This window comes from Coleofasciculus sp. G2-EDA-02, from assembly GCF_040226375.1.
GTDB lineage: Bacteria > Cyanobacteriota > Cyanobacteriia > Cyanobacteriales > Coleofasciculaceae > Coleofasciculus.
In genome coordinates this window covers 1-19,757 of the sequence record NZ_JAVKEW010000164.1, presented here as the reverse complement: position 1 = coordinate 19,757, position 19,757 = coordinate 1, and the positions used below count along the sequence as shown (strand labels likewise).

Below are 19,757 nucleotides of genomic sequence, written 5' to 3'. Positions count from 1 at the left end.
TTATTTCAGTACCATTCGACTATTTAAGATAGATGTTCTTTGAGAACCCAAGCCTAGTTCTCGCGTAATCCATGATCCTGGGCAAACCGCTCCACATCCTCACGTAACTCTGGATCAAAGCCCCACTCTGACTCAGGAAACCTGCCATCAGCCGGGGGCAGATTCCAGCATCGATGTTTAGAACCGCGTCGTCGCAGAAACTCGGCAATCTCTGGACTCTCCTGAAAATACTCCTCCGGCGCTAACTTCCCTTTTCCGCCAAATTGGAAGACATGGCGATCGCTCACTTGAGTAGACAACCAAGTCGATTGACATTCAAGCAGGAATAGCGTACCGCCCGGTACTAAATTCTGCGTCAAGAACTGCTTAAACCCGCTACCCAGACGGGTTCGCTTCAGTCGAAAGTAAGAAACACGACCAACTTTTAAGCGATCCTGGTTGGGGTCATGCAGTTGGTATACCCGCAGATCAGGATTCTTTCTCAGCAGTCGTTGGACAGGTGCTTTCGCCCACTCTAATTCCTGTTTCGGTTCATCCGGATCAACGGAGTGGCGCACACAAACTAGGAGGGTTTGCGGTAACCAGGGAATCCCTAGAGCGGCACACAGATGCACAGCCGCACCATTAGAAGAGCCAATCATCGCCGCCGGATAACGCCGTTGGGGATATTGCTTCACCACCCAGGTAGACATGGCGTCTGCCCGCACTTTATTGACAACCCTCGGTGATGAGGCATCCATCCATCCCGATAACGTCGATATTGTCTCAATTACGGAATCGGGGAGGTAGTTAGCCAAGTTGGCTAAGGTAGCCATAACCCCTGGTGCAATCCCCCCTGAGCGCCACTCTTTGCCATGAAGGTATGTAGCCGTTGCCCGTAGAGCCGCTGTCGCCGAATCAAGCTCGATAATGTAGTTGGGTTTGACGCCCAGTGATGCTAGTCGATTCGTAATTGTTGAATACATTGACTCTATCTTTAGGTAGAGAAAGGGTAGGTAGAGGTTTATCTTAGCAGGGGTTTGGGGAAGTCGTAAGACCCACACTGTAATCTGTGATGAGCGTGCTGGGATACACGATTCCCCAAGGTCAATTTAGGTAACTCAATGTTCACCTAAATTGACATTTAACATTGCGCGGCTAGCCAGTAAATGTTGTATAATACGGGTATGCTGACCTTTAACTATCGCTACCGAATCTATCCGGATGCCGCTCAAGAACAACGATTGATTGAGTGGATGGAAATTTGCCGCTGTGCCTACAACTATGCACTGGGGGAGATAAAGGATTGGTGCAATAGTCGCAAATGCTTGATTGATAGATGTTCTCTGGAAAAAGAGTACATCATTCGGTGCGATACCCCATTCCCCGGCGAACTAAGGCAGCTTAACAATTTGCCAAAGGCTAAGAAGGAATACCCCAAATTAAAAGAGGTTCCCTCTCAAGTCCTTCAGCAGACGATAAAGCAACTACATAAAGGCTGGGATTATTTTAGGTCTCGCGGGTTTGGCTTCCCTAGGTTTAAGAAAATTGGGCAGTTTAAGTCACTACTGTTTCCCCAGTTTAAAGAGAATCCAGTAACGAATATCCATGTCAAACTGCCAAAACTGGGGACAATCCCAATTAACCTGCACCGCCCTATTCCATCTGGTTTTACGGTTAAACAGGTGCGAATTACAAGGAAAGCCGATAAGTGGTATGCATGTATCAACATTCAATGCGATGTCAGTGTCCCCGACCCAAAACCTCATGGACACCCAATTGGGGTAGACGTGGGTGTAGGGGCGAAGCATTTGCATACTATACTTATGCCACTTCCTGTTCACTAATCTCCGCAAATGCTTCGCCCTTACTGGCGACCAGTGATGGCGTTGTTGTCAAACCGCCTAAATTTTTTAAGACACTACAAAGCAAGCTAAAATTGCTGCAACGTAGGCTGTATAGGAAACAGAAGCGGTCAAAAAATTACGAGAAACAACGACTCAAGGTTGCTCGACTTCACCACTACATTGACAACATCAGGAAAGACTTTCACTTCAAGCAAGCTCATTCCCTTTGTGATGCTGGTGATATGGTTTTCATGGAAGATTTAGACTATAGAGTTAGCGCCAAAGGGATGTTGGGTAAGCAGATGCTTGATGCAGGGTTTGGTCAATTCCGCGCCATTGCCAAATATGTGTGTTGGAAGCGTGGAAAGTTTTTTGGTGTTGTTGATGCCAGAGGCACTTCTCAGGAGTGTCCTGAATGCAAAGGTGAAGTCAAAAAAGATCTAAGTATTCGGGTACATGATTGCCCTCACTGCGGCTACAAAACCGATAGGGATGTCGCTAGTGGTCAGGTCATTAGAAATCGAGGAATAGATTCACTTAGTACCGCAGGACTTGTGGAAAAGGAAACTGCCTGTGCAGCCGATCTACCGGGGGTTGAGGTAACTTAATCTAGGCAAGTGGCGAAATCCCTCCGATGGAATAACCAGGAAATCCTCAAAGTGATTTGAGGAAGCCCACACCATAATTTCCAATTTGGTGTGGGAGGATGTCACTCTTCTGGCAGAAGCACGATAGTAATCGAGTGATTAGTCTATAGGAAAGAATAACCATTGTTTCCATGCATTGGGTTATCCTAGCCTGACATTGACCTGGATGCACCAAATATCATCACCATTACAAATTTTTTTGTCTAATGCAACTTTTCGGTAAAATTTTATCATTAAACGCGATTGCCCCGGCATTGAAGGCAGCCTGATGAGACTCCTAGAACGGCTATGGCTATTCTTAAAATTCTTGGTGAATTCGCTATTTTTTTGGCAATATTTACCAGCCGCATTTGTCTATTCCTATAAACGCGATCGCGCCGAACGCCTGTATCTTCCCAAAGCCACGTCAGAATCCGTTATCACACCAGGAAAACTCCTCCAGGCTAAGCCAACAGAGCGAGGTGCTTATTTCTACTTTGAGCAGGCAGAACTTGAACTCTATTTTCTCACGCCTGATTTTGTGCGAGTGAATTGGTTTCCGGGTTTGCCAGCGATTCCCTACGCCATTGCTTGTGGGAATTGGGATGCTGTTGAAACAACCTTAGAAAACCGGGGCAACGACTGGATGATTGCCAGTGATGCTTTGAAGATTACGATTGGTCTCGATGGTCGCCTCACATTTTACCATGAAACCGGACAAGTAATCCGAGAAGAACTGCCGCCCCAACGACAGGGGACACGATGGATACATCCAGCCAATTTGCAATCAGCAGAACATATTTATGGTCTAGGAGAACGGGCATCTTCTATCAATTTACGAGGCGCGAAAGATACGCCGCCAACGAGTAAAACGTACCAGATGTGGAATTATGACCCCGGAAACATTTATAGACCGGGAGTCGATCCAATGTATATTTGCATTCCGGTTTATTTGGGATTGCATAATTTGGGTAGTTACCTGATTTTTTATGAGAACTATTGTCGCGCTGAATTTACATTTTCTGAGCAGGCGATCGCGAATTTTGAAAATGGCTCTCTCCGGTATTACATCGCCATTGGCGAACCCCCCCAACTGATAGAACGCTATACCCAATTAACCGGTCGAGCGCCACTACCGCCTCATTGGACATTAGGGTATCACCAATCGCGCTGGGGCTACCGTACCCAAGACAAGGTGCGACAGGAAGTAAATTTATTTCAAACTCATGATTTACCTTTAAGCGCGATTCATCTTGATATTGATTGTCAAGTTAAAAATCGTGCCTTTACCATTGACCCCAAACGGTTTCCTAATCTACGGAATTTCATCCAAGAACTGGCAGAATTAGGTGTCCGATGCATTGCCATTAATAATCCTGGAATTAAGTACAGCCGTCAGAGCAATTTGTTTCTAGAAGGACAAATTATTAATGCCTTTTGCACCTATCCCAATGGAGAACTTATCATTGCCCCGGTTTGGGCGGGAAAAACGGTATTTCCTGATTTCACAAACCCCGATGTTCGGACGTGGTGGAGTCAGCAATTCGCCTATCTGCTCAAGGTGGGAATTGCTGGTGTTTGGAATGATATGAATGAACCGTCAGTGTTTGTTATTTGGGGTGATCCCACGCTTCCTCTAGTCGCACAACATAACTTAGAAGGAAAAAAAGGTGATCATCGACAGGCACATAATTTATATGGATTGCTGGAAAACCAAGCCGTTTATGAAGGGATGCGTCAGTATCAACCTCAAAAACGTCCCTTCATTGTCGCGCGATCGGGTTGGGCGGGGTTACAACGTTATGCTTGGACTTGGACAGGGGATATTGTTTCTACGTGGGAAGCATTGCGTCAGACAATAGCCACGATTGTGGGGTTAGGGCTTTCTGGTATTCCCTACAGTGGTTCTGATATTGGTGGCTTTTTGGGAAATCCTGACGCCGAACTCTATCTGCGTTGGTTTCAGATGGCAACATTTTCGATGTTTTATCGGACGCACTGTGCCATCAGTGTTTTGCCTCGCGCTCCTTGGAGCTATGGTGAGCCTTATTTGAGTATTATGCGTCGCTTTCTGCAATTGCGCTACCAATTGATGCCTTACTTTTATACCCTGGCTTGGGAAGCGCGAGAGAAGGGATATCCTCCTGTACGTCCCCTGTTCTGGTTAGACTGGACGAATCAATCGCTGTGGGATGTGGACGATGCCTTCTGTTTAGGTAATGCACTGCTAGTGTGTCCGATTATGCACCCAAAAGAGCGATCGCGTCTAATCTGCCTACCCAAGGGTTACTGGTACAACTTCTGGGATGATGCAATGGTTGAAGGTGGGACAGTTATTGAATTAGAAGCCTCATTAGAACAGATTCCGTTGCTGGTTAAAGCGGGTAGTATTTTACCCATGGAAGACAATGAGCAATTAACGCTTCACCTGTATCCACCAATAGAAGGTGAGAGCGAAGGTTGCCTATACAGCGATGCGGGAGATGGATATGGAGAGTCTCGACTGGATCAATTTTACTTAATCCGAAATCAGCAGGATTTAGAACTGACCTGGAAGCAGCAGGGAACCTATGATTTCCCTTATCAAGACGTGCGATTGCAGGTTCATGGTGTATCAGTGCAACAAGCTTGGGTAGATGGGCAAGAGGTGATCATGCAGGGGCAACAATTGCCATGCCATTCCTTTAGGCAGGTTCGCTTTAGCTTTGAGGATTAGTATTGCGCCCGGAACTATAAAATCAGGGGCTTGCATCCCCTACTACGAACCCAAACTACAAGAAATTAGCAAAAGGGGGGGTCAGATATAGCAGTAGACACATCGATTAGGACAAACCAACTGTTGTAGAGACGTTGCATGCAACGTCTCTACAAAATGATGCGTCCTAACCGCTATGGCGGTTGCTATATCTGACTTTTCACGCCATCTAGAAAAATCGATATCAGACCAAATCCGGGTTAGCTACCCCTGTTATAAACCAGTCCGCGCAGGCGGACGAAAGGCAAGTGTAGCAGCGATTTCAATCGCCTCCTCTTGCTGAGCTTTAAGCCACCTGATCGGGCTTGAGTATAACCTTGATACAGTTGTCCTGCTTATGTTTGAAAATTTCGTAGCCGTGGGGTGCTTGTTCTAACGGTAGACGATGGGTAATCACGAAAGATGGATCAATCTTGCCATTTTGGATGGAATCAAGTAACGGGCGCAAGTAGCGATGAACGTGGGTTTGTCCGGTTTTCATGGTTAAGCTTTTGTTCATAAAAGCACCCATCGGCATCTTGTCAATAAAGCCAGTATAAACACCAGGAACGGACACCGTACCACCTTTGCGACAAGCCACAATCGCCTGACGCAGGGCATGGGGGCGACCGGTTTCTAGACGCACTGTTTGCTTCACTTTGTCATATAAGCCTTCTAAACCCATACCGTGGGCTTCCATTCCTACAGCATCCATTACTGAGTCAGGACCTCGCCCCCCAGTCATCTCCTTGAGGGCTTCACCCACGTCGATTTCCTCAAAGTTGAGGATTTCTGCCCCACCGTCTTTCGCCATCTGGAGGCGTTCGGGAACGCGAACGATGGCAATGACGCGCCCAGCACCCAGCATAAAGGCACTTCTAATCGCAAATTGTCCAACTGGACCACAGCCCCAAATCGCGACTGTATCTCCAGGCTCAATGTTGCAGTTTTCCGCAGCCATGTATCCAGTCGGGAAGATATCGGTTAGAAACACGACTTGTTCATCGGTTAGTCCCTCTGGAATCTTGAACAAACCGACATCAGCAAAGGGAACACGAGCATATTCCGCCTGACCTCCAGCGTAGCCTCCTGTCATATGAGAGTAGCCGAAAAGACCTGCTGGGGAATGACCCAAGAGCTTTTCCGCCATCGCAGCGTTAGGGTTAGAGTTGTCACACAGTGACCATAAATCCCGCTTACAGAAGAAGCACGATCCGCAGGAAATGGTAAAGGGGACAACGACGCGATCGCCTATGTTGACATTTTTGACAGCACTGCCCAATTCAACGACTTCTCCCATGAATTCATGACCCAGGATGTCGCCCTCTTTCATTGTGGGGTTATAGCCATCATAAAGATGTAAATCTGAACCGCAAATCGCCGTTGTCGTGATTTTAACAATTGCATCACGCGGATCAAGGATTTTTGGATCGGGTACGGTGTTGACTTCTACTTTATGGGTATCCTGCCAGCAGACGGCTTTCATTGTTTTTTCCTTTTGTAATGTGAGACTACTAAGCGTGGGTTTTGATGCTTTCTGCCCTAAAGCCATTCTAAAGATTGAGTAGTCTCCTCTCCTCTGACTAATGAAATAGGATACTTTATCTAATGCTCTATCTAAGGGATGATACAGTGCTTAACTTGATTATTAAATTGATTGCATTAGCATTTATTAGTTTTTAGTTAGTCCGCGTAGGCGGACTTTGTTTGTTTAGCCGCGATTTTAATCACCACGGCTTAAGTTGACTTTTACGGAACAGGCTAAAGTTTTTGCCAAAATGGGAGGAACAGCATTGCCAATTTGGTTACATTGACTTTCTTCATTGCCCTTGAATTCAAACCAATCCGGAAAACTTTGCAAACGCGCTCCTTCACGAACCGTTAACCGTCGTCTACGTCCATCGGGTAAACGGATACGCAACATATCGCCTGTAGGAGCGCTTAAATTTCGGCAAGTAACGGTTCTAGAAGGGGTATCAAGGTGTAAATCTCTGGGTCTAACGCACTTAGAGGCTCTCTCGTATTTTTTGATATATTCATCCATGCTGGGAGTGAGATATTTAGCGTTTGGGGGTGCAATCAAGGCGAGTTCTCCCAGTGCTTCACCAACGGTATAAGGTGAATTATTATGGGTTTTGGAATGCCATTTCCATCCGCCTCGGTGAGCCACACAAAAAAGACGTTCTCTTCGCTGGGGAACACCATAATGTGCGGCGTTGAGGATATCCCATTCAACGATATATCCTAGGCTCCTGAGAGCGCTGGTAATTTCTTCAAAGTAGGTTTTATTGCGAAATAGCATTCCCCGCACGTTTTCAAATAAAGCAAGCTGGGGGCGATAGGATTTAACCGCGTCAAGAAATATGGGGAAACCATCGCGACTGTCTTTGAGTCCCCGTTGATGTCCACCAACGCTAAAGGGTTGACAGGGTGGACCACCAATAATGACATCGGCTCCATCGACTAAATCGGGTTGGCGTGTTAGCGTGGTCTGATAGCAGAAACCATGCAGGTTGTGCTGATAAGTAGTGCATGCGTCTGCTAATTTTTCATAACCGATAGTTCTAAATCCTGCGGCTTCAAAACCGAGTGCTAGTCCCCCACAACCAGCAAACAGATCAATCACCAAAGGTGCTGTCGCATCGATGGGGGGAAGTTGAAGTTCTTGCTCAAGGAAATTGAGGTAGGGGAGTTTGTTTGGCATTCTCCTATTTTAGGACGCGATCGCACGCTTATCTTCTCCATACCTTAAATAGAACGACTCAAAAAATGGGAGTAAATTCATGGTTAATTCAGGTTGGGATGAGACAAGGCTCAAAGCCGCGATCGCATGATCAATTTCTTCACGGTGGGCGTGATAGAATACTAGGGCTTCATCAATTTGTTCCTCATTCAAGTCATACTCAGTAGCTATCTGATTTGAGGATAAACCCCATTGTTTAGCTGCAATGACTATTGTTTGGACTCGTAAATTAGTCCCATGCAAAATCGGTATAAGCTGACCGCTAGCACTGTTACGATAGGTAACATGAGCAAAGGTTGGGTCATTACGTTGTCCTTTCAGGGAATTCACCTTTTCTGCGATCGCGTCTAAAATGAAGGCTTCCAGAGGAATACCTTGCTGGGAAGCCAAGTTTTCGGCTTTTTGCTTTAATTCATTGGGTAAGTTTAGCGAGTAAGATGTCATTGATTCCTATAACAGATACATTTCTAGCCATATCCTATCAATTAAGTCAGGATTAGAGTTCATGGAGCGGAGAAAAATTAATGCCTTGTAGGGTAGCACCAACGTGCGCCCAGAAAACCAGCTAGACTTGTACTACTGGAGAGCCGCCTACCTGTCAAAATATAACTATGCCAACTGTTCTCAGGAAAGATGGCTTTGCTGTCCGCATCTACTTCAACGACCATTTGCCGCCTCATGTTCATGTCTTCAAAGGTGGAGGGCAAGCAAGAATTAGCTTGAGGGGTGAAACTGAATATCCGGAACTGGTTCAGATTGAAGGCATGAGTAATAAAGAGGCTGTCAAAGCGTTGGAAATCGTAACCGAACATCAAATAGAACTACTCAAAAAATGGGAGGAAATTCATGCTTAATTCAGCTTGGGATGAGACAAGGCTCAAAGCCGCGATCGCAAAAGCAAGAGAAGCCGCAGACATTGCCAATATTGTTGAACCGAGGGCGGAGTCAGCGTATTATGACCAGAGTCGCGATCGCGTGATAATTAATTTGAAGAGTGGGGCGACGTTTAGCTTTCCCCCAGCATTGGCGCAAGGGTTAGCCGATGCTTCTCCAGAGGATTTGGCTGAGGTTGAAGTGACGCCATTGGGGGATGGGTTGCACTGGGAGAAGCTGGATGCGGATTTTAGTGTTCCGGCGCTTTTGGCTGGTGTGTTTGGCACGGCGGCGTGGATGGCTCAGGTTAAGATGAAGGTAAGTTAGGGCGCGACTTGCTCTTTTATCTTTTTCATACCTTCACTTTGAATTGATGGAGCAATATTTATGATTTCAGAATATCAATTCTGAACCATTTGTAATATGTTGCGCTGTTTTCAAAATTTACTTATTATTGCTATATTTATTTTAAGCTATTTCCTCAAAGGAATCTTGTAGGATTTGACCACGCACACAACGTCCTTTTCTACTAGCTGTACTTTGATGAGTATAGTAGTAATATTGTGCATATTTGTTTGCCTTTACATCTTCACGTTTATTTAGATTTAATATCTCTTCTAAAGACATTAAAGTAGTTCGCAGAGTTTTTTCATCAGGTAAGTATTCATGTCTTCCTTGGAATTTTGCCAGCTCAACAACTAATGTAAAAAAGCTAGTTTTTTTATTCCATAAACTATCGGCGGGAATATCAGCTAAACGAATTAAATCAAATAGATTAATTACAGTATTAAATATTTTTTCTTTCTGGGGATATTCATTGTCATACATTTTTACATAAGTTTCAATTTCTTTGTCACCAGCAAAATAACCGCCTTCTTCTATCGTTGACATTATTAGCAATATATATTCTAAGTCTTTCATCCTAGAAGATTGATTTTCACTGAACAAATCTATTTCTTGAAGAATCTCATCTTTTTCTAAAATTCTTTTCGCTGTTGTAATAAATTCTCCTTCATATAAAGAATTGCTAATTTCTATGGCGTTCAATGCATACTGTACAGAGTTAATTCTTTGAAATATTTCCCTGATTTTTTCATCTTCAATTCTTCCTAAATCTCTCACAACAATTGTATAGTCAAAAAATTTAGTTTGTTCATCAGGTGATAACTGTTTAAATGTTTTTATTTGTTTAATAACAAATTCAGACGATGAGGTTACATATTGATAAATAGTATTCAGCCTTTGCTGACCATCAACTACTAATGTTTGTGATGTTTGAGTTTCCAGATCGATATCACCATCAGCCAAATAAATTTCAGGAAATGGTAATCCTAAAAGAATAGTTTCTATGAATTTTTCTTTATGACTATCATTCCATACAAGTTTTCTCTGAAAAGATGGAGCAAGTATAAGGCTACCATTTTTCATCATATTAAATAACTCTAAAAGCTTCTTGTTTGTTGCTATACCAAACTTTGACATCTTACAAGTCTCCAGATCTAATTCGTTTTATATTTTGGATATGATATCTTTCAAATAAATCAAAATTGTAGTAAATAGCACCCGCTATCTTCTGATTGCCATATTGGTTATAATAAATAGATTTGAAATAATTAAACCATTCTTTTTGGGCTGAGTAATTGAAAGGAAATAAGTCGGGTCTTAACCAACCCTTAAAAAAAATATCCTAAAAATCTTCTATATTGCTTATTTTCTCTCTCAGTACGGCTAGTCAATCCAATGTTAAAGTTATATAAATCATACCAGAATTCTTTAAATACAACTTCAGAAATAATTACTACATCTATATCGGAATCTAGAGAAAACGATTTCCACATTTTTTGAGGGGCTATACTAAAGCCTAATTTAGCAGATCCAACTATACGAACCTTATCTGGATGTTCTGAAAAATGACTTGAAACCTCATGCTTCAAATTAAAGTATAAATTTTCATTATCTTTAAAATAATAAGGTGTACCACAAGTTATGTATTTTTGAACAATGATTTTGTCTGTTTGAGATTGGTCTTTTAAAGCTGAGCAAAATTCAATTTTTCTGTCATCTATTAAATTTTGATCAAAAATATTTTCTTGATCCATAACATATTTGACTAAATTTTTGGCTCTCCCGTACTTGTGGTGGAAAAGCCTATATTAGTGATAGCTTCCCTAAAAACATTGTTTTGAAAGTCTTGCCCCACAAAGTTTCCAAGAATAATCAGGTTTGCTTATCACCCTAGGTACGGGAGAGCCGTTCGCCTCCCTTAAATCCGTCCTACTCATATCATAGCGTGACGCATTTACTCAGTAAAATTTATTATACATCCTCTATCATTTATTTTATAGGTGACACCTTTAACCAGGGCGGGTTTACAAGAGTTAACTCCAAACGCCGCCACGGTTGTAGTCAAACCCGCCCCTACCATACCCTGTCACATTTCACGCCAATTAGTCTTACAAATACTCCCATCTGGCATCCTCGCCCCCTCGAAATTCACCTCACTCAAATCCGCTTTATCCAAATTCGCACCCGTCAAATCTGCCTCCCTTAAATCCGCCCCACTCAAACTCGCCCCCACCAATTTCGCCCCCACTAACTCCGCCCCCCTTAAATCCGCATTCCCCAACTTCGCCCAACTAAAATCCGCCCCGCTTAACCGCGCCTGCTTTAAACTCGCCCCCACTAACTTCGCCTTGCATAAACTCGCCCCACTCAAGTCAACCTCACTCAAATCTGCAATCACCAACTTCGCCCCATCTAACTGCGCCTGCTGTAAATTCGCCCCCCGCAACATCGCGCCAATTAAATTAGCATTCCGCAAATCCGCCCCCGCTAACTGCGCCCCCGCTAAATCCGCATTCTGGAAATTTCTCCCGCCACTCTGATAACGCGATCGCACTTCCCCAACATCGGTTACACTAATCTCTCGCTGGGGCGGATGGCGAAATGTAAAGGTAAACGTATCCCCACTCTGCATCACCCGCCACATCTCCTCATACAAAGGATAAGAACCCACCCCACTCAACTTTACCCATCCTTTTGCCCGAGTTAACGCCACAAATAACTGATTCCGCAATTGCAGATTACTCTCATCTTTTGCCACATTATCCAACCCCACCACATACACCATATCCGCCTCATTTCCCTTCGCCCGATGGATACGAGACACGGTAACACCACCCTCACACCAAAACTTATTTGGATCACGGTTATCTTTATCAATATGCAGCATATTACAATCCATCGCACTGGGAATATAAACATCAATTCCCTGGGACATCAAAAACTCCGCCACCGCTGTTTCCAGTCGCATCGCCTCGAACCCTAACCCTAAAACAATCACCAGTATCTCTCGACTAGGTTTCAGCCCGTCATAGCGAAGATTGTAGAAAATATTATCCGCCAATGCCGTTAATTCTTCCTGACGCGATCGATAGGCGATAAACTCAAATAAAGAACCCTGCCAAAGTTTTGATACCAAATTCGGTGAATGTTCTGATGGACGTTTTACGGTAATTTGTTGACCTGGACGAAACTTTCCAGTTACTTCATAGCCAATCGCTTGCCAATCCTCAATCCGGGTAATTCCTGTCAACATCCCCCCCCGCCGCAATAACCCCATACCAATCCCGTGTGCCGCCGTTAGAATTGCTCCTGGAGTACGATAACAGCGATGCATGGTTTCACTTTTTCTAATTCCTCCCCCATATTGTCCGGTGACTAAATGTCCTAATTCTTCACCAAACAATTCACTAGCATTAGGGATATTCAAGCTTTCTAAACTTTGCGCTTCATCATACGCCCAAATTAACCGTCGTTGTTCAGGTTGGACGGGTTCAACGGGTCGTAATGCCTGATATGCCATCCAGTAAAAAGGCTGTTTCCCCTCAAATTTCATGGGTTCATCGACGATTAAATCTTGACCTTCATCAATTAAAATTGCATCGTATAATTTTGGGATAGCTGTATCTTCTAAAAGACGGCGACAAACTTGAGCTAACGCCTGATGAGGTTGCTTGATTTCTATATCGTTGACGGTAAGCGCCTTTACCCCCGTGTTTCGGCAAAGGGTACTATAAAATCCTGGTTGTTTTTTGCCCCCCCAAGCGTGCAGAACTTTTAATTTCCGATTCCCTATTTCGTCATATCTGATTTCGCCACTACTAAAGCGGCGCAACCATTTATCCAGTTGGGCAATAATGTTGTGATAGAGGCTGCGGCTGAAGAAAACGAGGGCGATATCCCAGTCGGGATGCTTGAGGTGGATATGGGCGGCTTTTTGACAGAGTAATACTGTTTTCCCTGAACCCGCTATCCCCCGAATCCTTTGCGGACCGGGGGGAATGGATTTGGCGATATGTTCTTGGGCTAAATCGAATTCGGATAGGTGTTGGCGTACCTGAGCAAGAATACTACCACGGGTTTGTTGAGGCGTGCCATTAATAGTTTTGAGGATAGTATTACTGTGCGCCTTAACGCGCTGTTTTGTTCGGAAAACAGGTGTCCCACTAATCACCGCTTGCAGTAATTTCCACTGATGGTTACTCAGGGGGTTTCCTTTGATAATTGGATAGGTTTGGTGAATGAGTTTAACTAGGGAATTCCAGGGGGATAGGTTATCGTGAAAGATAATTGGGGGACAGCTAGGGAGTTGGTAGAAGCCGCTTTGATACCATTCAGCCTCGGTAATTAAAGGAAGGCAAATTAACGCCCGCCCTGTGACTTTACGGCGCAACATCGGTTCGCGATCGCAGTAGCCCAATAGTGAAAATAACTGATTTTCCGCCTGTTGGTAAGGGTTACTGCTGGTGGTGTAATAGTTTTGGAACTCCCAGCGATGACCTGTAATTGCCAGAATTTGGTCGATGGTGACGGATTTAATCTCGATCACGACTAAACCCAGTTGGGCGTCCACAATCAGAATATCAGGTTCCTTGCGAGACTTACCCACCTTGGAAAATATAGGATAGCGCCAATATCCGATACAGGTGCGATCGCGAAATGCATTCTGTACAGCGTCCCAGGTTTTTTGTTCACCGCCTTCACCTCCTTTACCCAGTGGTTCGGTGGTAATAAATTTATTGATCATTGGTCATTTGTCATTGGTCATTTGTCATACTCGCCTCTCGATAACAAGCTACGTCATTTGTCAGGGAATAGGGAATAGGGAATAGAAAACGGGCGATCGGCTATTCAAATTCATAGTTTATAGATGTCCTTCTTTCTCTGGATAGAGACTAAAGTTACACCTATGGATTGAGGAAATAACATCTCCAAAAAGATAAGATTTACTTATAAATTAACTATAGACTGATTTATCTCTAGCGTGTAGAAGGAGAGAACAATGGCTTTACATCAACAAAAACGGGCGATCGGTATCTTTACCAGCCGGGAAGCGGTAACACAAGCACTGCAAGAACTCAACCGGGCTGATTTTCCCCTGGATCAGGTTACCGTAGTTGCTAGAGAATTAGAAGAGAACTTGTCTCAGGAGACTAAGCGCAAGAGTCGCAGGGGTAATCAATCAGGTAAACAGGCTGCTAATGGCGCTGTTGTTGGCGGTGTCATTGGATTGGTAACTGGCGTACTCGTCGGTGTTGGTGCGTTAGCGATTCCTTTGATTGGTCCAATCATTTTAGCAGACGCTTTAGGGACTGCTGTAGCCACAACCTTAGCCGGGACAGGAATTGGCGCAGTTAGTGGTGGACTTTTGGGCGCACTGATTGGATTAGGTATTCCCAGAAAACAAGCCAAAGCTTATCATGAACGATTTTTACGGGGTGATTTTTTAGTCATTGTCGAAGGTACGGATGATCAAATTCGTCAGGCTATTGCCCTACTTAAAGATGGAGGAATCGAAGAATTGGGAGTGTACAACGCTCCAGAGATGAAAGGGGTAAACACTGATTTCCCGGTTGCGGCTGTTGATGATCCTCATGCTCAGATTTCTAGATCAAAGGTTTATCGAGAACCAGAACTAAATTGAGATGGATCGATATACATCTTTACTGATTATTTACGATCAAAGAGGAAAGGAAAAATGAATAAGTTTAAACTCTTATGCTTGATCGGTGTTTTAGGTTTAGGGGTTTCCGCCTGTGGTGATGTCGCTAGAACCAGTACTAGCGCTCCTGATTCGATCAATGAGGTTGGTAATCCTCCAGACTTGGATACCGTGTTAGGAAATGAAAGCGATGCAACGAACCCCATCCGCAGAGCGCAAGCCAATGCTGACATTCGGGCGCGGGAGCAACGATACAATGTGTTTAGGGAAGGAGAAGAACGCTCTGATCGTAATGTACAAAGTGAAGTACGGAGTAAGTTAGAGGTTAACCTGCCAACCTCTCAACTAGCGGTTCAAGCTAATCAGGGAATTATTACGGTAACCGGATACGTACAAACCCAAGACAATCTGGAACGGATTGAACCTTTAGCAAGGGAAATTAGAGGGGTTCGGGATGTAAATGTCCAAGCTGAGATAGGACCTAATTTACCGCCCTATAACGGTTAAAATTTCTACTTGGGAAAGTAGGAAATGGAGGGTATTTCATTGGCTTATGTGTAGTTACACGACATATCATGTCCCTACAGATAGCGGTTCTGGACATTAATGTATAGCAACCCCTAGCATCAGTTAGGACACATAAAGATTTAGACGTTCCGGCGGAGGAGTCTCTACCACTGTTCGTTCTCAGCTATGTGTCCACTGCTATATCTCTATTGACAGATGAATGCCTGCCTCAATATGTAGTAAATAGGGTAAGAAGGCACAACTCTAGCATTCAAGGCTGAATTTGTGCTGAAACAATTATAAAGCGAGGGAGACATGGTTGAATATCAACACAACAGACACGCGCTTGGTGTATTCCCGACTCATGATGCAGCGGAGTTAGCTGTACAGGATTTGAAACGGGCAAATTTTCCTAAAGAGCAAATCTCCGTCGTTGCTAGAGATGCGGGTAGGAACGAAGAAATTGCTGGTGTTGATGTGGAAAAAGGTACAGGACATCAAATCAGTAAAGGGGCTAAAGCTGGCGCGGCTACGGGTGGAATCGGCGGAGCTGTTTTGGGTGCATTGGAAGCCCTAGGTATTACCACTTATGCAGCGTTTCTACTCCCTGGCGCTGGTCAAGTTTTAGCCTTCGGTAGCGTTGCGGCTAACGCCTTGGCGACAGCCATTGCTGGCGGTGCAGTTGGCGCAGTCGGTGGGGGTTTAATAGGCGGTTTAGTCGGTTGGGGTGTTCCTGACGAGCAAGCGAAAGTTTATCACGACTTAGTGGCTAAAGGTGAGTATTTGATTATGGTAGAAGGGACACCTGATCAAGTTGATTTGGCTGAAGCAATTCTTAGTCCTAGGGGAATTCGGGAATGGAAAATTTATGAGGCTCCTAGAAACAAAGCTTCTCACTAGAGTTAGACGCCAAGAACTCAAGTTCTTGGCTAATAGCTTAAGTCGGTTAAAACCGACTGCAACAATTTAATACGGGTTATACCAAGGAATTTTATAAGTAAGTTCGCGGAAATAAACTCAACTCTATTAATACTAAGTTCTGTAAATATTCCTCAAACCCTTACAAGTTATAGCAGTAGACACATCGATTAGGACTTTCGGCACCATTGTAGAGACGCGCCATGGCGCGTCTCTACATAATGGCGCGTCTCTACATAAATGATGTGTCCTAACAGCTATGGCGGTTGCTATACAAACGACGAAAGCCGCAAAACAGGTATACACTTTCTGCGTCTCCCCATCTCCCCATCCCCTGCTCACCTCTCAACTCCCAACAGCAAACCCTACTTAAAGGGTTTCGGGATCAATGTTTAATTCTCGCAGTTTTGCGGCGTAGCGTTCGGCAACTTCTTCTGGTGTCGGTACGAGTTTGCCTTCTGGGGTAAAAAAACGTAACTGATTCTGATGAATTCCTAGAAACAAACCAAGCTGCTGACTCCACAATTGTCCTTGAGAGTTCCCTTCTAAGGGCTGATAGTCTCCATCCACTAAATGAAATCCAACAAATTCTAACGTATTTGGATCAAACCAAAAGTAATCAGGGGTACGAAAGGTATCTTGATAGAGTTTTTTCTTATATCCTTTGTCAGTATCAGCCGTTTTAGGAGAAAGTATTTCAATAATCACATTTGGATATTTGCCATCTTCATCCCAGACTACCCAGCTTTTCCGAATTTTCCGTTCAGTGTCTAGCACGACAAAAAAGTCAGGTCCTCGGAAGTGTTCCGATTTGCGTTGACGGGGACTGTAATAGATGGTAATGTTGCCAGCGACGTAGAAATCATTTCTATCTCGCCATAGCCACTTAAGACATTTGAGTAGAAGTAAGATTTGTTCTAGATGCAGTTCAGTTTCCAAGGGGGGTTCATCACTATAGAGGTCACCAGGGGGAAAGATAACATCTTGTGAGATATCTTGGGAAGGAGCGAGTTCTTGGAGTTTGGACATGGTAGGTTGAGTTGAAAACAATGGATGTGGTGTTTATTTTAGCTGGCATCGTTCAACGCAAAACATCTTTAATCCAATCCAGCAAACTTGTCCCCCCAAACCAAACGGCGAGTAAAATAGAAGTCGAGAGAATTCCGCCCAGTAAACAGAGAATTAATCCGCCTAAGCTAATTACCCCATCATCTTCAATTAAGCCGAAGCCCGTGACAAAAATACCCATGGCGGGTAAGGTATTGGTTCCGGGAATGGGAATCATCATCGAGATAGACATCAGCGCGATCGCAACCCCAATCACGACACGACCGGGTAAACTGGTACAGATATAAGGTAGACGTGGACGCGCGATCGCTTCAATCCGTTTTAACCAAGGAATCCCGCTTTTGACAAGTTTCTGTATTGTTTCCAGCTTCATCCTGCCATTCATGATTTTCTGGGGTAACCAGGGACGTTTCGCGCCAGCGATAAGCTGAACGGCTAAGATAAACATGACGATGCCAAAGGGGATCGAATAACCTGGTGCTGGAACAGGTAAAGCCGAGGGAAGGGAAAGGATAACAAACAAAAACCCAAAAATTCGCTCCCCGGCGAAAGAAAGGATATCCGCTAGTTTCACCTGGGGCTGTCGATCTTCTTCAAAAAAATAACGCTGCAATTCAACCGAAAGTCGAGCCATTTTACTGAAACCCTTTGACACTATAACAATGAATTAGCTCCCCGACTTCTGGAGCTCCCCGACTTCTTCAAGAAGTCGGGGAGCTCGTTGGGAAAATCAAGTTGGGGATGGGGATCGAGTCATAAATGATACCACACCCTAAAAATTCAGAACTAGGTTCCTGACGTCCAAGAGTTCATATACTCAACTTGCTCCGTGGTTAATGTATCAATTGAGATCCCCATTGCCTGCAATTTCAGCCGTCCAATTTCCTTATCAATCTCAGTGGGAATTGAATGTAGACCGGGTTCTAGTTTACCCTTATTCTGCACCAGATATTCGCACGCCAAGGCTTGGTTAGCAAAGCTCATATCCATCACCGCACTGGGGTGTCCTTCGGCTGCAGCCAGGTTAATCAAACGCCCTTCACCCAACACGATGACAGATTTACCGTTTTTCAGGAAATACTGTTGAGTAAAGTTGCGGACTTGGCGATATTCTGTTGATAGATCTGCCAAGGTTTTCAGGTCAATTTCAATATCAAAGTGACCGGAGTTACAAACCATTGCGCCGTCTTTCATCACCTCAAAATGTTCTTGGCGAATGACGTGCTTATTCCCGGTAACGGTGATAAATACATCGCCGTGGGATGCAGCTTCAATCATGGGCATTACCCGGAAGCCATCCATGACGGCTTCAATCGCCTTAATCGGGTCAATTTCAGTAACAATGACATTCGCGCCCATCCCTCGCGCCCGCATCGCGGCACCTTTGCCACACCAACCATAACCGGCAACTACAATAGTTTTCCCAGCCAGCAGGATGTTGGTGGCGCGGATAATACCATCTAGGGTGGATTGTCCTGTACCGTAGCGGTTATCAAAGAAGTGCTTAGTATCGGCGTCGTTAACGTTCATGGCGGGGAAGGTGAGAACCCCCTCTTTGAACATTGCCTGCAACCGGACAATTCCTGTGGTGGTTTCTTCGGTTGTGCCGATAATATCACCAATCTGGTGTTGCCGTTCCTTAACCAGAGTCGCCGTGACATCGCTCCCATCATCGATGATCAAATTGGGTTTGTGATCTAGGGCAATTTGAACGTGGCGGTTGTAGGTGGCGTTATCTTCGCCTTTGATGGCAAAGACAGGAATACCGTAATCGGCGACTAAACTGGCGGCGACATCATCCTGAGTAGACAGGGGATTGCTGGCAATCAGCAGTGAGTCAGCCCCAGCATTTTTCAGCGCGATCGCTAAATGGGCGGTTTCTGTTGTAACGTGGCAGCAGGCGACTAGGCGAATCCCTGCCAGAGGTTTATTTTGGGCAAAACGCTCCTGAATTTGCCGCAAAACGGGCATTTCCCGTCCCGCCCATTCGATGCGCTGTTTGCCTAAAGGCGCTAGGGATAGGTCTTTGACTTCGTGTTTGAGCGCAGTAGATGTTGCTGTCATAGATTTGGTTTATGTTATCTAAATTTGTATTGCCATCTTAACTAACTTAGCCTATTTGCCATAACCCAATGTAGAGATCGGTTCGTAGTTGCGCTTCAGCGCTATAAACGCAACTTAGTCGGGGCGGGTTTTGTTTTTTCGTTATCTGTGGGGAGGGCGGGTTTTGTTTTTCCTTTGTCTGTGGGGAGGGCGGGTTTTGTTTTTTCGTTATCTGTGGGGAGGGCGGGTTTTGTTTTTTAGTTATCTGTGAATATCTGAATTTAGTCCCTAAACCCGCCCCTACAATTGTGCCTAAACCCGCCCCTACAATTGTGCCTAAACCCGCCCCTACAATTGTGCCTAAACCCGCCCCGACCATTGTGCCTAAACCCGCCCCGTCAAGTGTGGCGGGGGC

Annotated in this window: 17 protein-coding genes and 2 pseudogenes; 8 read left to right on the top strand and 11 right to left on the bottom strand. The window is 44.7% G+C overall.

Annotated features, from left to right (window positions below; translation table 11 throughout):
* Positions 1-53 precede the first annotated feature (53 nt).
* Positions 54-965, bottom strand: a complete 912-nt coding sequence (locus tag RLO19_RS19940) for a hypothetical protein (RefSeq protein ID WP_446359189.1) — start codon at positions 963-965, stop codon at positions 54-56.
* Between the two features lie 201 nt (positions 966-1,166).
* On the opposite strand from RLO19_RS19940, the pseudogene RLO19_RS19935 reads away from it, so the two are divergent.
* From RLO19_RS19935 to RLO19_RS19925, 3 genes and pseudogenes are all read left to right on the top strand, one after another.
* Positions 1,167-1,778, top strand: a pseudogene (locus RLO19_RS19935) (RNA-guided endonuclease InsQ/TnpB family protein); the annotation flags it as partial.
* A gap of 68 nt (positions 1,779-1,846) precedes the next feature.
* Positions 1,847-2,434: pseudogene (locus RLO19_RS19930) on the top strand (RNA-guided endonuclease InsQ/TnpB family protein); the annotation flags it as partial.
* Between the two features lie 307 nt (positions 2,435-2,741).
* Positions 2,742-5,168, top strand: a complete 2,427-nt coding sequence (locus RLO19_RS19925) for a TIM-barrel domain-containing protein (protein ID WP_446359188.1) — start codon at positions 2,742-2,744, stop codon at positions 5,166-5,168.
* A 325-nt stretch (positions 5,169-5,493) separates the two neighbouring features.
* Here the strand turns inward: RLO19_RS19925 and RLO19_RS19920 are convergent, their stop codons facing one another.
* From RLO19_RS19920 to RLO19_RS19910, 3 genes are all read right to left on the bottom strand, one after another.
* A complete protein-coding gene (locus RLO19_RS19920; protein WP_446359187.1) occupies positions 5,494-6,672 on the bottom strand; it encodes a zinc-dependent alcohol dehydrogenase in 1,179 nt (392 codons plus the stop codon).
* Between the two features lie 237 nt (positions 6,673-6,909).
* On the bottom strand, positions 6,910-7,890 hold the full coding sequence (locus RLO19_RS19915; protein WP_446359186.1) for a DNA cytosine methyltransferase: 981 nt from the start codon (positions 7,888-7,890) through the stop codon (positions 6,910-6,912).
* A gap of 9 nt (positions 7,891-7,899) precedes the next feature.
* Positions 7,900-8,373 carry a DUF433 domain-containing protein gene (locus tag RLO19_RS19910; protein WP_446359185.1) on the bottom strand — a complete coding sequence of 158 codons (474 nt, stop codon included), beginning with the start codon at positions 8,371-8,373 and terminating at the stop codon, positions 7,900-7,902.
* A 167-nt stretch (positions 8,374-8,540) separates the two neighbouring features.
* Here RLO19_RS19910 and RLO19_RS19905 point away from each other — a divergent pair, with 167 nt between their 5' ends.
* Together RLO19_RS19905 and RLO19_RS19900 are read left to right on the top strand one after the other, a co-directional pair.
* Positions 8,541-8,783 carry a DUF4160 domain-containing protein gene (locus tag RLO19_RS19905; protein ID WP_446359184.1) on the top strand — a complete coding sequence of 81 codons (243 nt, stop codon included), beginning with the start codon at positions 8,541-8,543 and terminating at the stop codon, positions 8,781-8,783.
* Complete coding sequence (locus RLO19_RS19900; protein WP_446359183.1) at positions 8,776-9,129, top strand: DUF2442 domain-containing protein; 354 nt, start codon at positions 8,776-8,778, stop codon at positions 9,127-9,129. Before RLO19_RS19905 ends, RLO19_RS19900 begins: the two co-directional genes overlap by 8 nt.
* A 141-nt stretch (positions 9,130-9,270) precedes the next feature.
* On the opposite strand, the gene RLO19_RS19895 is transcribed toward RLO19_RS19900, so the two are convergent.
* From RLO19_RS19895 to RLO19_RS19885, 3 genes are all read right to left on the bottom strand, one after another.
* Positions 9,271-10,284 (bottom strand): DUF262 domain-containing protein, encoded by a 1,014-nt coding sequence (locus tag RLO19_RS19895; protein WP_446359182.1) that lies wholly within the window; start codon positions 10,282-10,284, stop codon positions 9,271-9,273.
* 191 nt (positions 10,285-10,475) lie between these two features.
* A complete protein-coding gene (locus tag RLO19_RS19890; protein WP_446359181.1) occupies positions 10,476-10,901 on the bottom strand; it encodes a hypothetical protein in 426 nt (141 codons plus the stop codon).
* A gap of 332 nt (positions 10,902-11,233) precedes the next feature.
* On the bottom strand, positions 11,234-13,891 hold the full coding sequence (locus RLO19_RS19885) for a pentapeptide repeat-containing protein (RefSeq protein WP_446359180.1): 2,658 nt from the start codon (positions 13,889-13,891) through the stop codon (positions 11,234-11,236).
* A gap of 255 nt (positions 13,892-14,146) precedes the next feature.
* On the opposite strand from RLO19_RS19885, the gene RLO19_RS19880 reads away from it, so the two are divergent.
* The 3 genes from RLO19_RS19880 (at position 14,147) to RLO19_RS19870 (ending at position 16,213) form a co-directional block, all read left to right on the top strand.
* The gene (locus RLO19_RS19880) at positions 14,147-14,788 is read left to right on the top strand and encodes a general stress protein (RefSeq protein WP_446359179.1); all 642 of its coding nucleotides are present in this window, start codon (positions 14,147-14,149) and stop codon (positions 14,786-14,788) included.
* Positions 14,789-14,842: 54 nt separating this feature from the next.
* Positions 14,843-15,313 carry a BON domain-containing protein gene (locus RLO19_RS19875; protein WP_446359178.1) on the top strand — a complete coding sequence of 157 codons (471 nt, stop codon included), beginning with the start codon at positions 14,843-14,845 and terminating at the stop codon, positions 15,311-15,313.
* Between the two features lie 315 nt (positions 15,314-15,628).
* Positions 15,629-16,213, top strand: a complete 585-nt coding sequence (locus RLO19_RS19870; RefSeq protein ID WP_446359177.1) for a general stress protein — start codon at positions 15,629-15,631, stop codon at positions 16,211-16,213.
* A gap of 387 nt (positions 16,214-16,600) precedes the next feature.
* Here RLO19_RS19870 and RLO19_RS19865 read toward each other — a convergent pair whose 3' ends face one another.
* The 4 genes from RLO19_RS19865 to RLO19_RS19850 all read right to left on the bottom strand — a co-directional run.
* On the bottom strand, positions 16,601-17,260 hold the full coding sequence (locus RLO19_RS19865; protein ID WP_446359176.1) for a Uma2 family endonuclease: 660 nt from the start codon (positions 17,258-17,260) through the stop codon (positions 16,601-16,603).
* A gap of 52 nt (positions 17,261-17,312) precedes the next feature.
* Positions 17,313-17,933 (bottom strand): exopolysaccharide biosynthesis protein, encoded by a 621-nt coding sequence (locus RLO19_RS19860; RefSeq protein WP_446359175.1) that lies wholly within the window; start codon positions 17,931-17,933, stop codon positions 17,313-17,315.
* Between the two features lie 152 nt (positions 17,934-18,085).
* On the bottom strand, positions 18,086-19,363 hold the full coding sequence (ahcY, locus tag RLO19_RS19855) for an adenosylhomocysteinase (RefSeq protein ID WP_446359174.1): 1,278 nt from the start codon (positions 19,361-19,363) through the stop codon (positions 18,086-18,088).
* 46 nt (positions 19,364-19,409) lie between these two features.
* The coding region (locus tag RLO19_RS19850) for a hypothetical protein (RefSeq protein ID WP_446359173.1) at positions 19,410-19,757 on the bottom strand (348 nt) is incomplete at its 5' end.

Excerpts from the sequence above, each read along its gene's own strand:
- RLO19_RS19865 (WP_446359176.1), bottom strand. The coding sequence starts at position 17,260 with ATGTCCAAACTCCAAGAACTCGCTCCTTCCCAAGATATCTCACAAGAT.
- RLO19_RS19925 (WP_446359188.1), top strand. The coding sequence starts at position 2,742 with ATGAGACTCCTAGAACGGCTATGGCTATTCTTAAAATTCTTGGTGAAT.
- RLO19_RS19890 (WP_446359181.1), bottom strand. The coding sequence starts at position 10,901 with ATGGATCAAGAAAATATTTTTGATCAAAATTTAATAGATGACAGAAAA.
- RLO19_RS19910 (WP_446359185.1), bottom strand. The coding sequence starts at position 8,373 with ATGACATCTTACTCGCTAAACTTACCCAATGAATTAAAGCAAAAAGCC.
- RLO19_RS19895 (WP_446359182.1), bottom strand. The coding sequence starts at position 10,284 with ATGTCAAAGTTTGGTATAGCAACAAACAAGAAGCTTTTAGAGTTATTT.
- RLO19_RS19905 (WP_446359184.1), top strand. The coding sequence starts at position 8,541 with ATGCCAACTGTTCTCAGGAAAGATGGCTTTGCTGTCCGCATCTACTTC.
- RLO19_RS19875 (WP_446359178.1), top strand. The coding sequence starts at position 14,843 with ATGAATAAGTTTAAACTCTTATGCTTGATCGGTGTTTTAGGTTTAGGG.
- RLO19_RS19885 (WP_446359180.1), bottom strand. The coding sequence starts at position 13,891 with ATGATCAATAAATTTATTACCACCGAACCACTGGGTAAAGGAGGTGAA.
- RLO19_RS19880 (WP_446359179.1), top strand. The coding sequence starts at position 14,147 with ATGGCTTTACATCAACAAAAACGGGCGATCGGTATCTTTACCAGCCGG.
- ahcY (WP_446359174.1), bottom strand. The coding sequence starts at position 19,363 with ATGACAGCAACATCTACTGCGCTCAAACACGAAGTCAAAGACCTATCC.
- RLO19_RS19860 (WP_446359175.1), bottom strand. The coding sequence starts at position 17,933 with ATGGCTCGACTTTCGGTTGAATTGCAGCGTTATTTTTTTGAAGAAGAT.
- RLO19_RS19915 (WP_446359186.1), bottom strand. The coding sequence starts at position 7,890 with ATGCCAAACAAACTCCCCTACCTCAATTTCCTTGAGCAAGAACTTCAA.
- RLO19_RS19870 (WP_446359177.1), top strand. The coding sequence starts at position 15,629 with ATGGTTGAATATCAACACAACAGACACGCGCTTGGTGTATTCCCGACT.
- RLO19_RS19940 (WP_446359189.1), bottom strand. The coding sequence starts at position 965 with ATGTATTCAACAATTACGAATCGACTAGCATCACTGGGCGTCAAACCC.
- RLO19_RS19900 (WP_446359183.1), top strand. The coding sequence starts at position 8,776 with ATGCTTAATTCAGCTTGGGATGAGACAAGGCTCAAAGCCGCGATCGCA.
- RLO19_RS19920 (WP_446359187.1), bottom strand. The coding sequence starts at position 6,672 with ATGAAAGCCGTCTGCTGGCAGGATACCCATAAAGTAGAAGTCAACACC.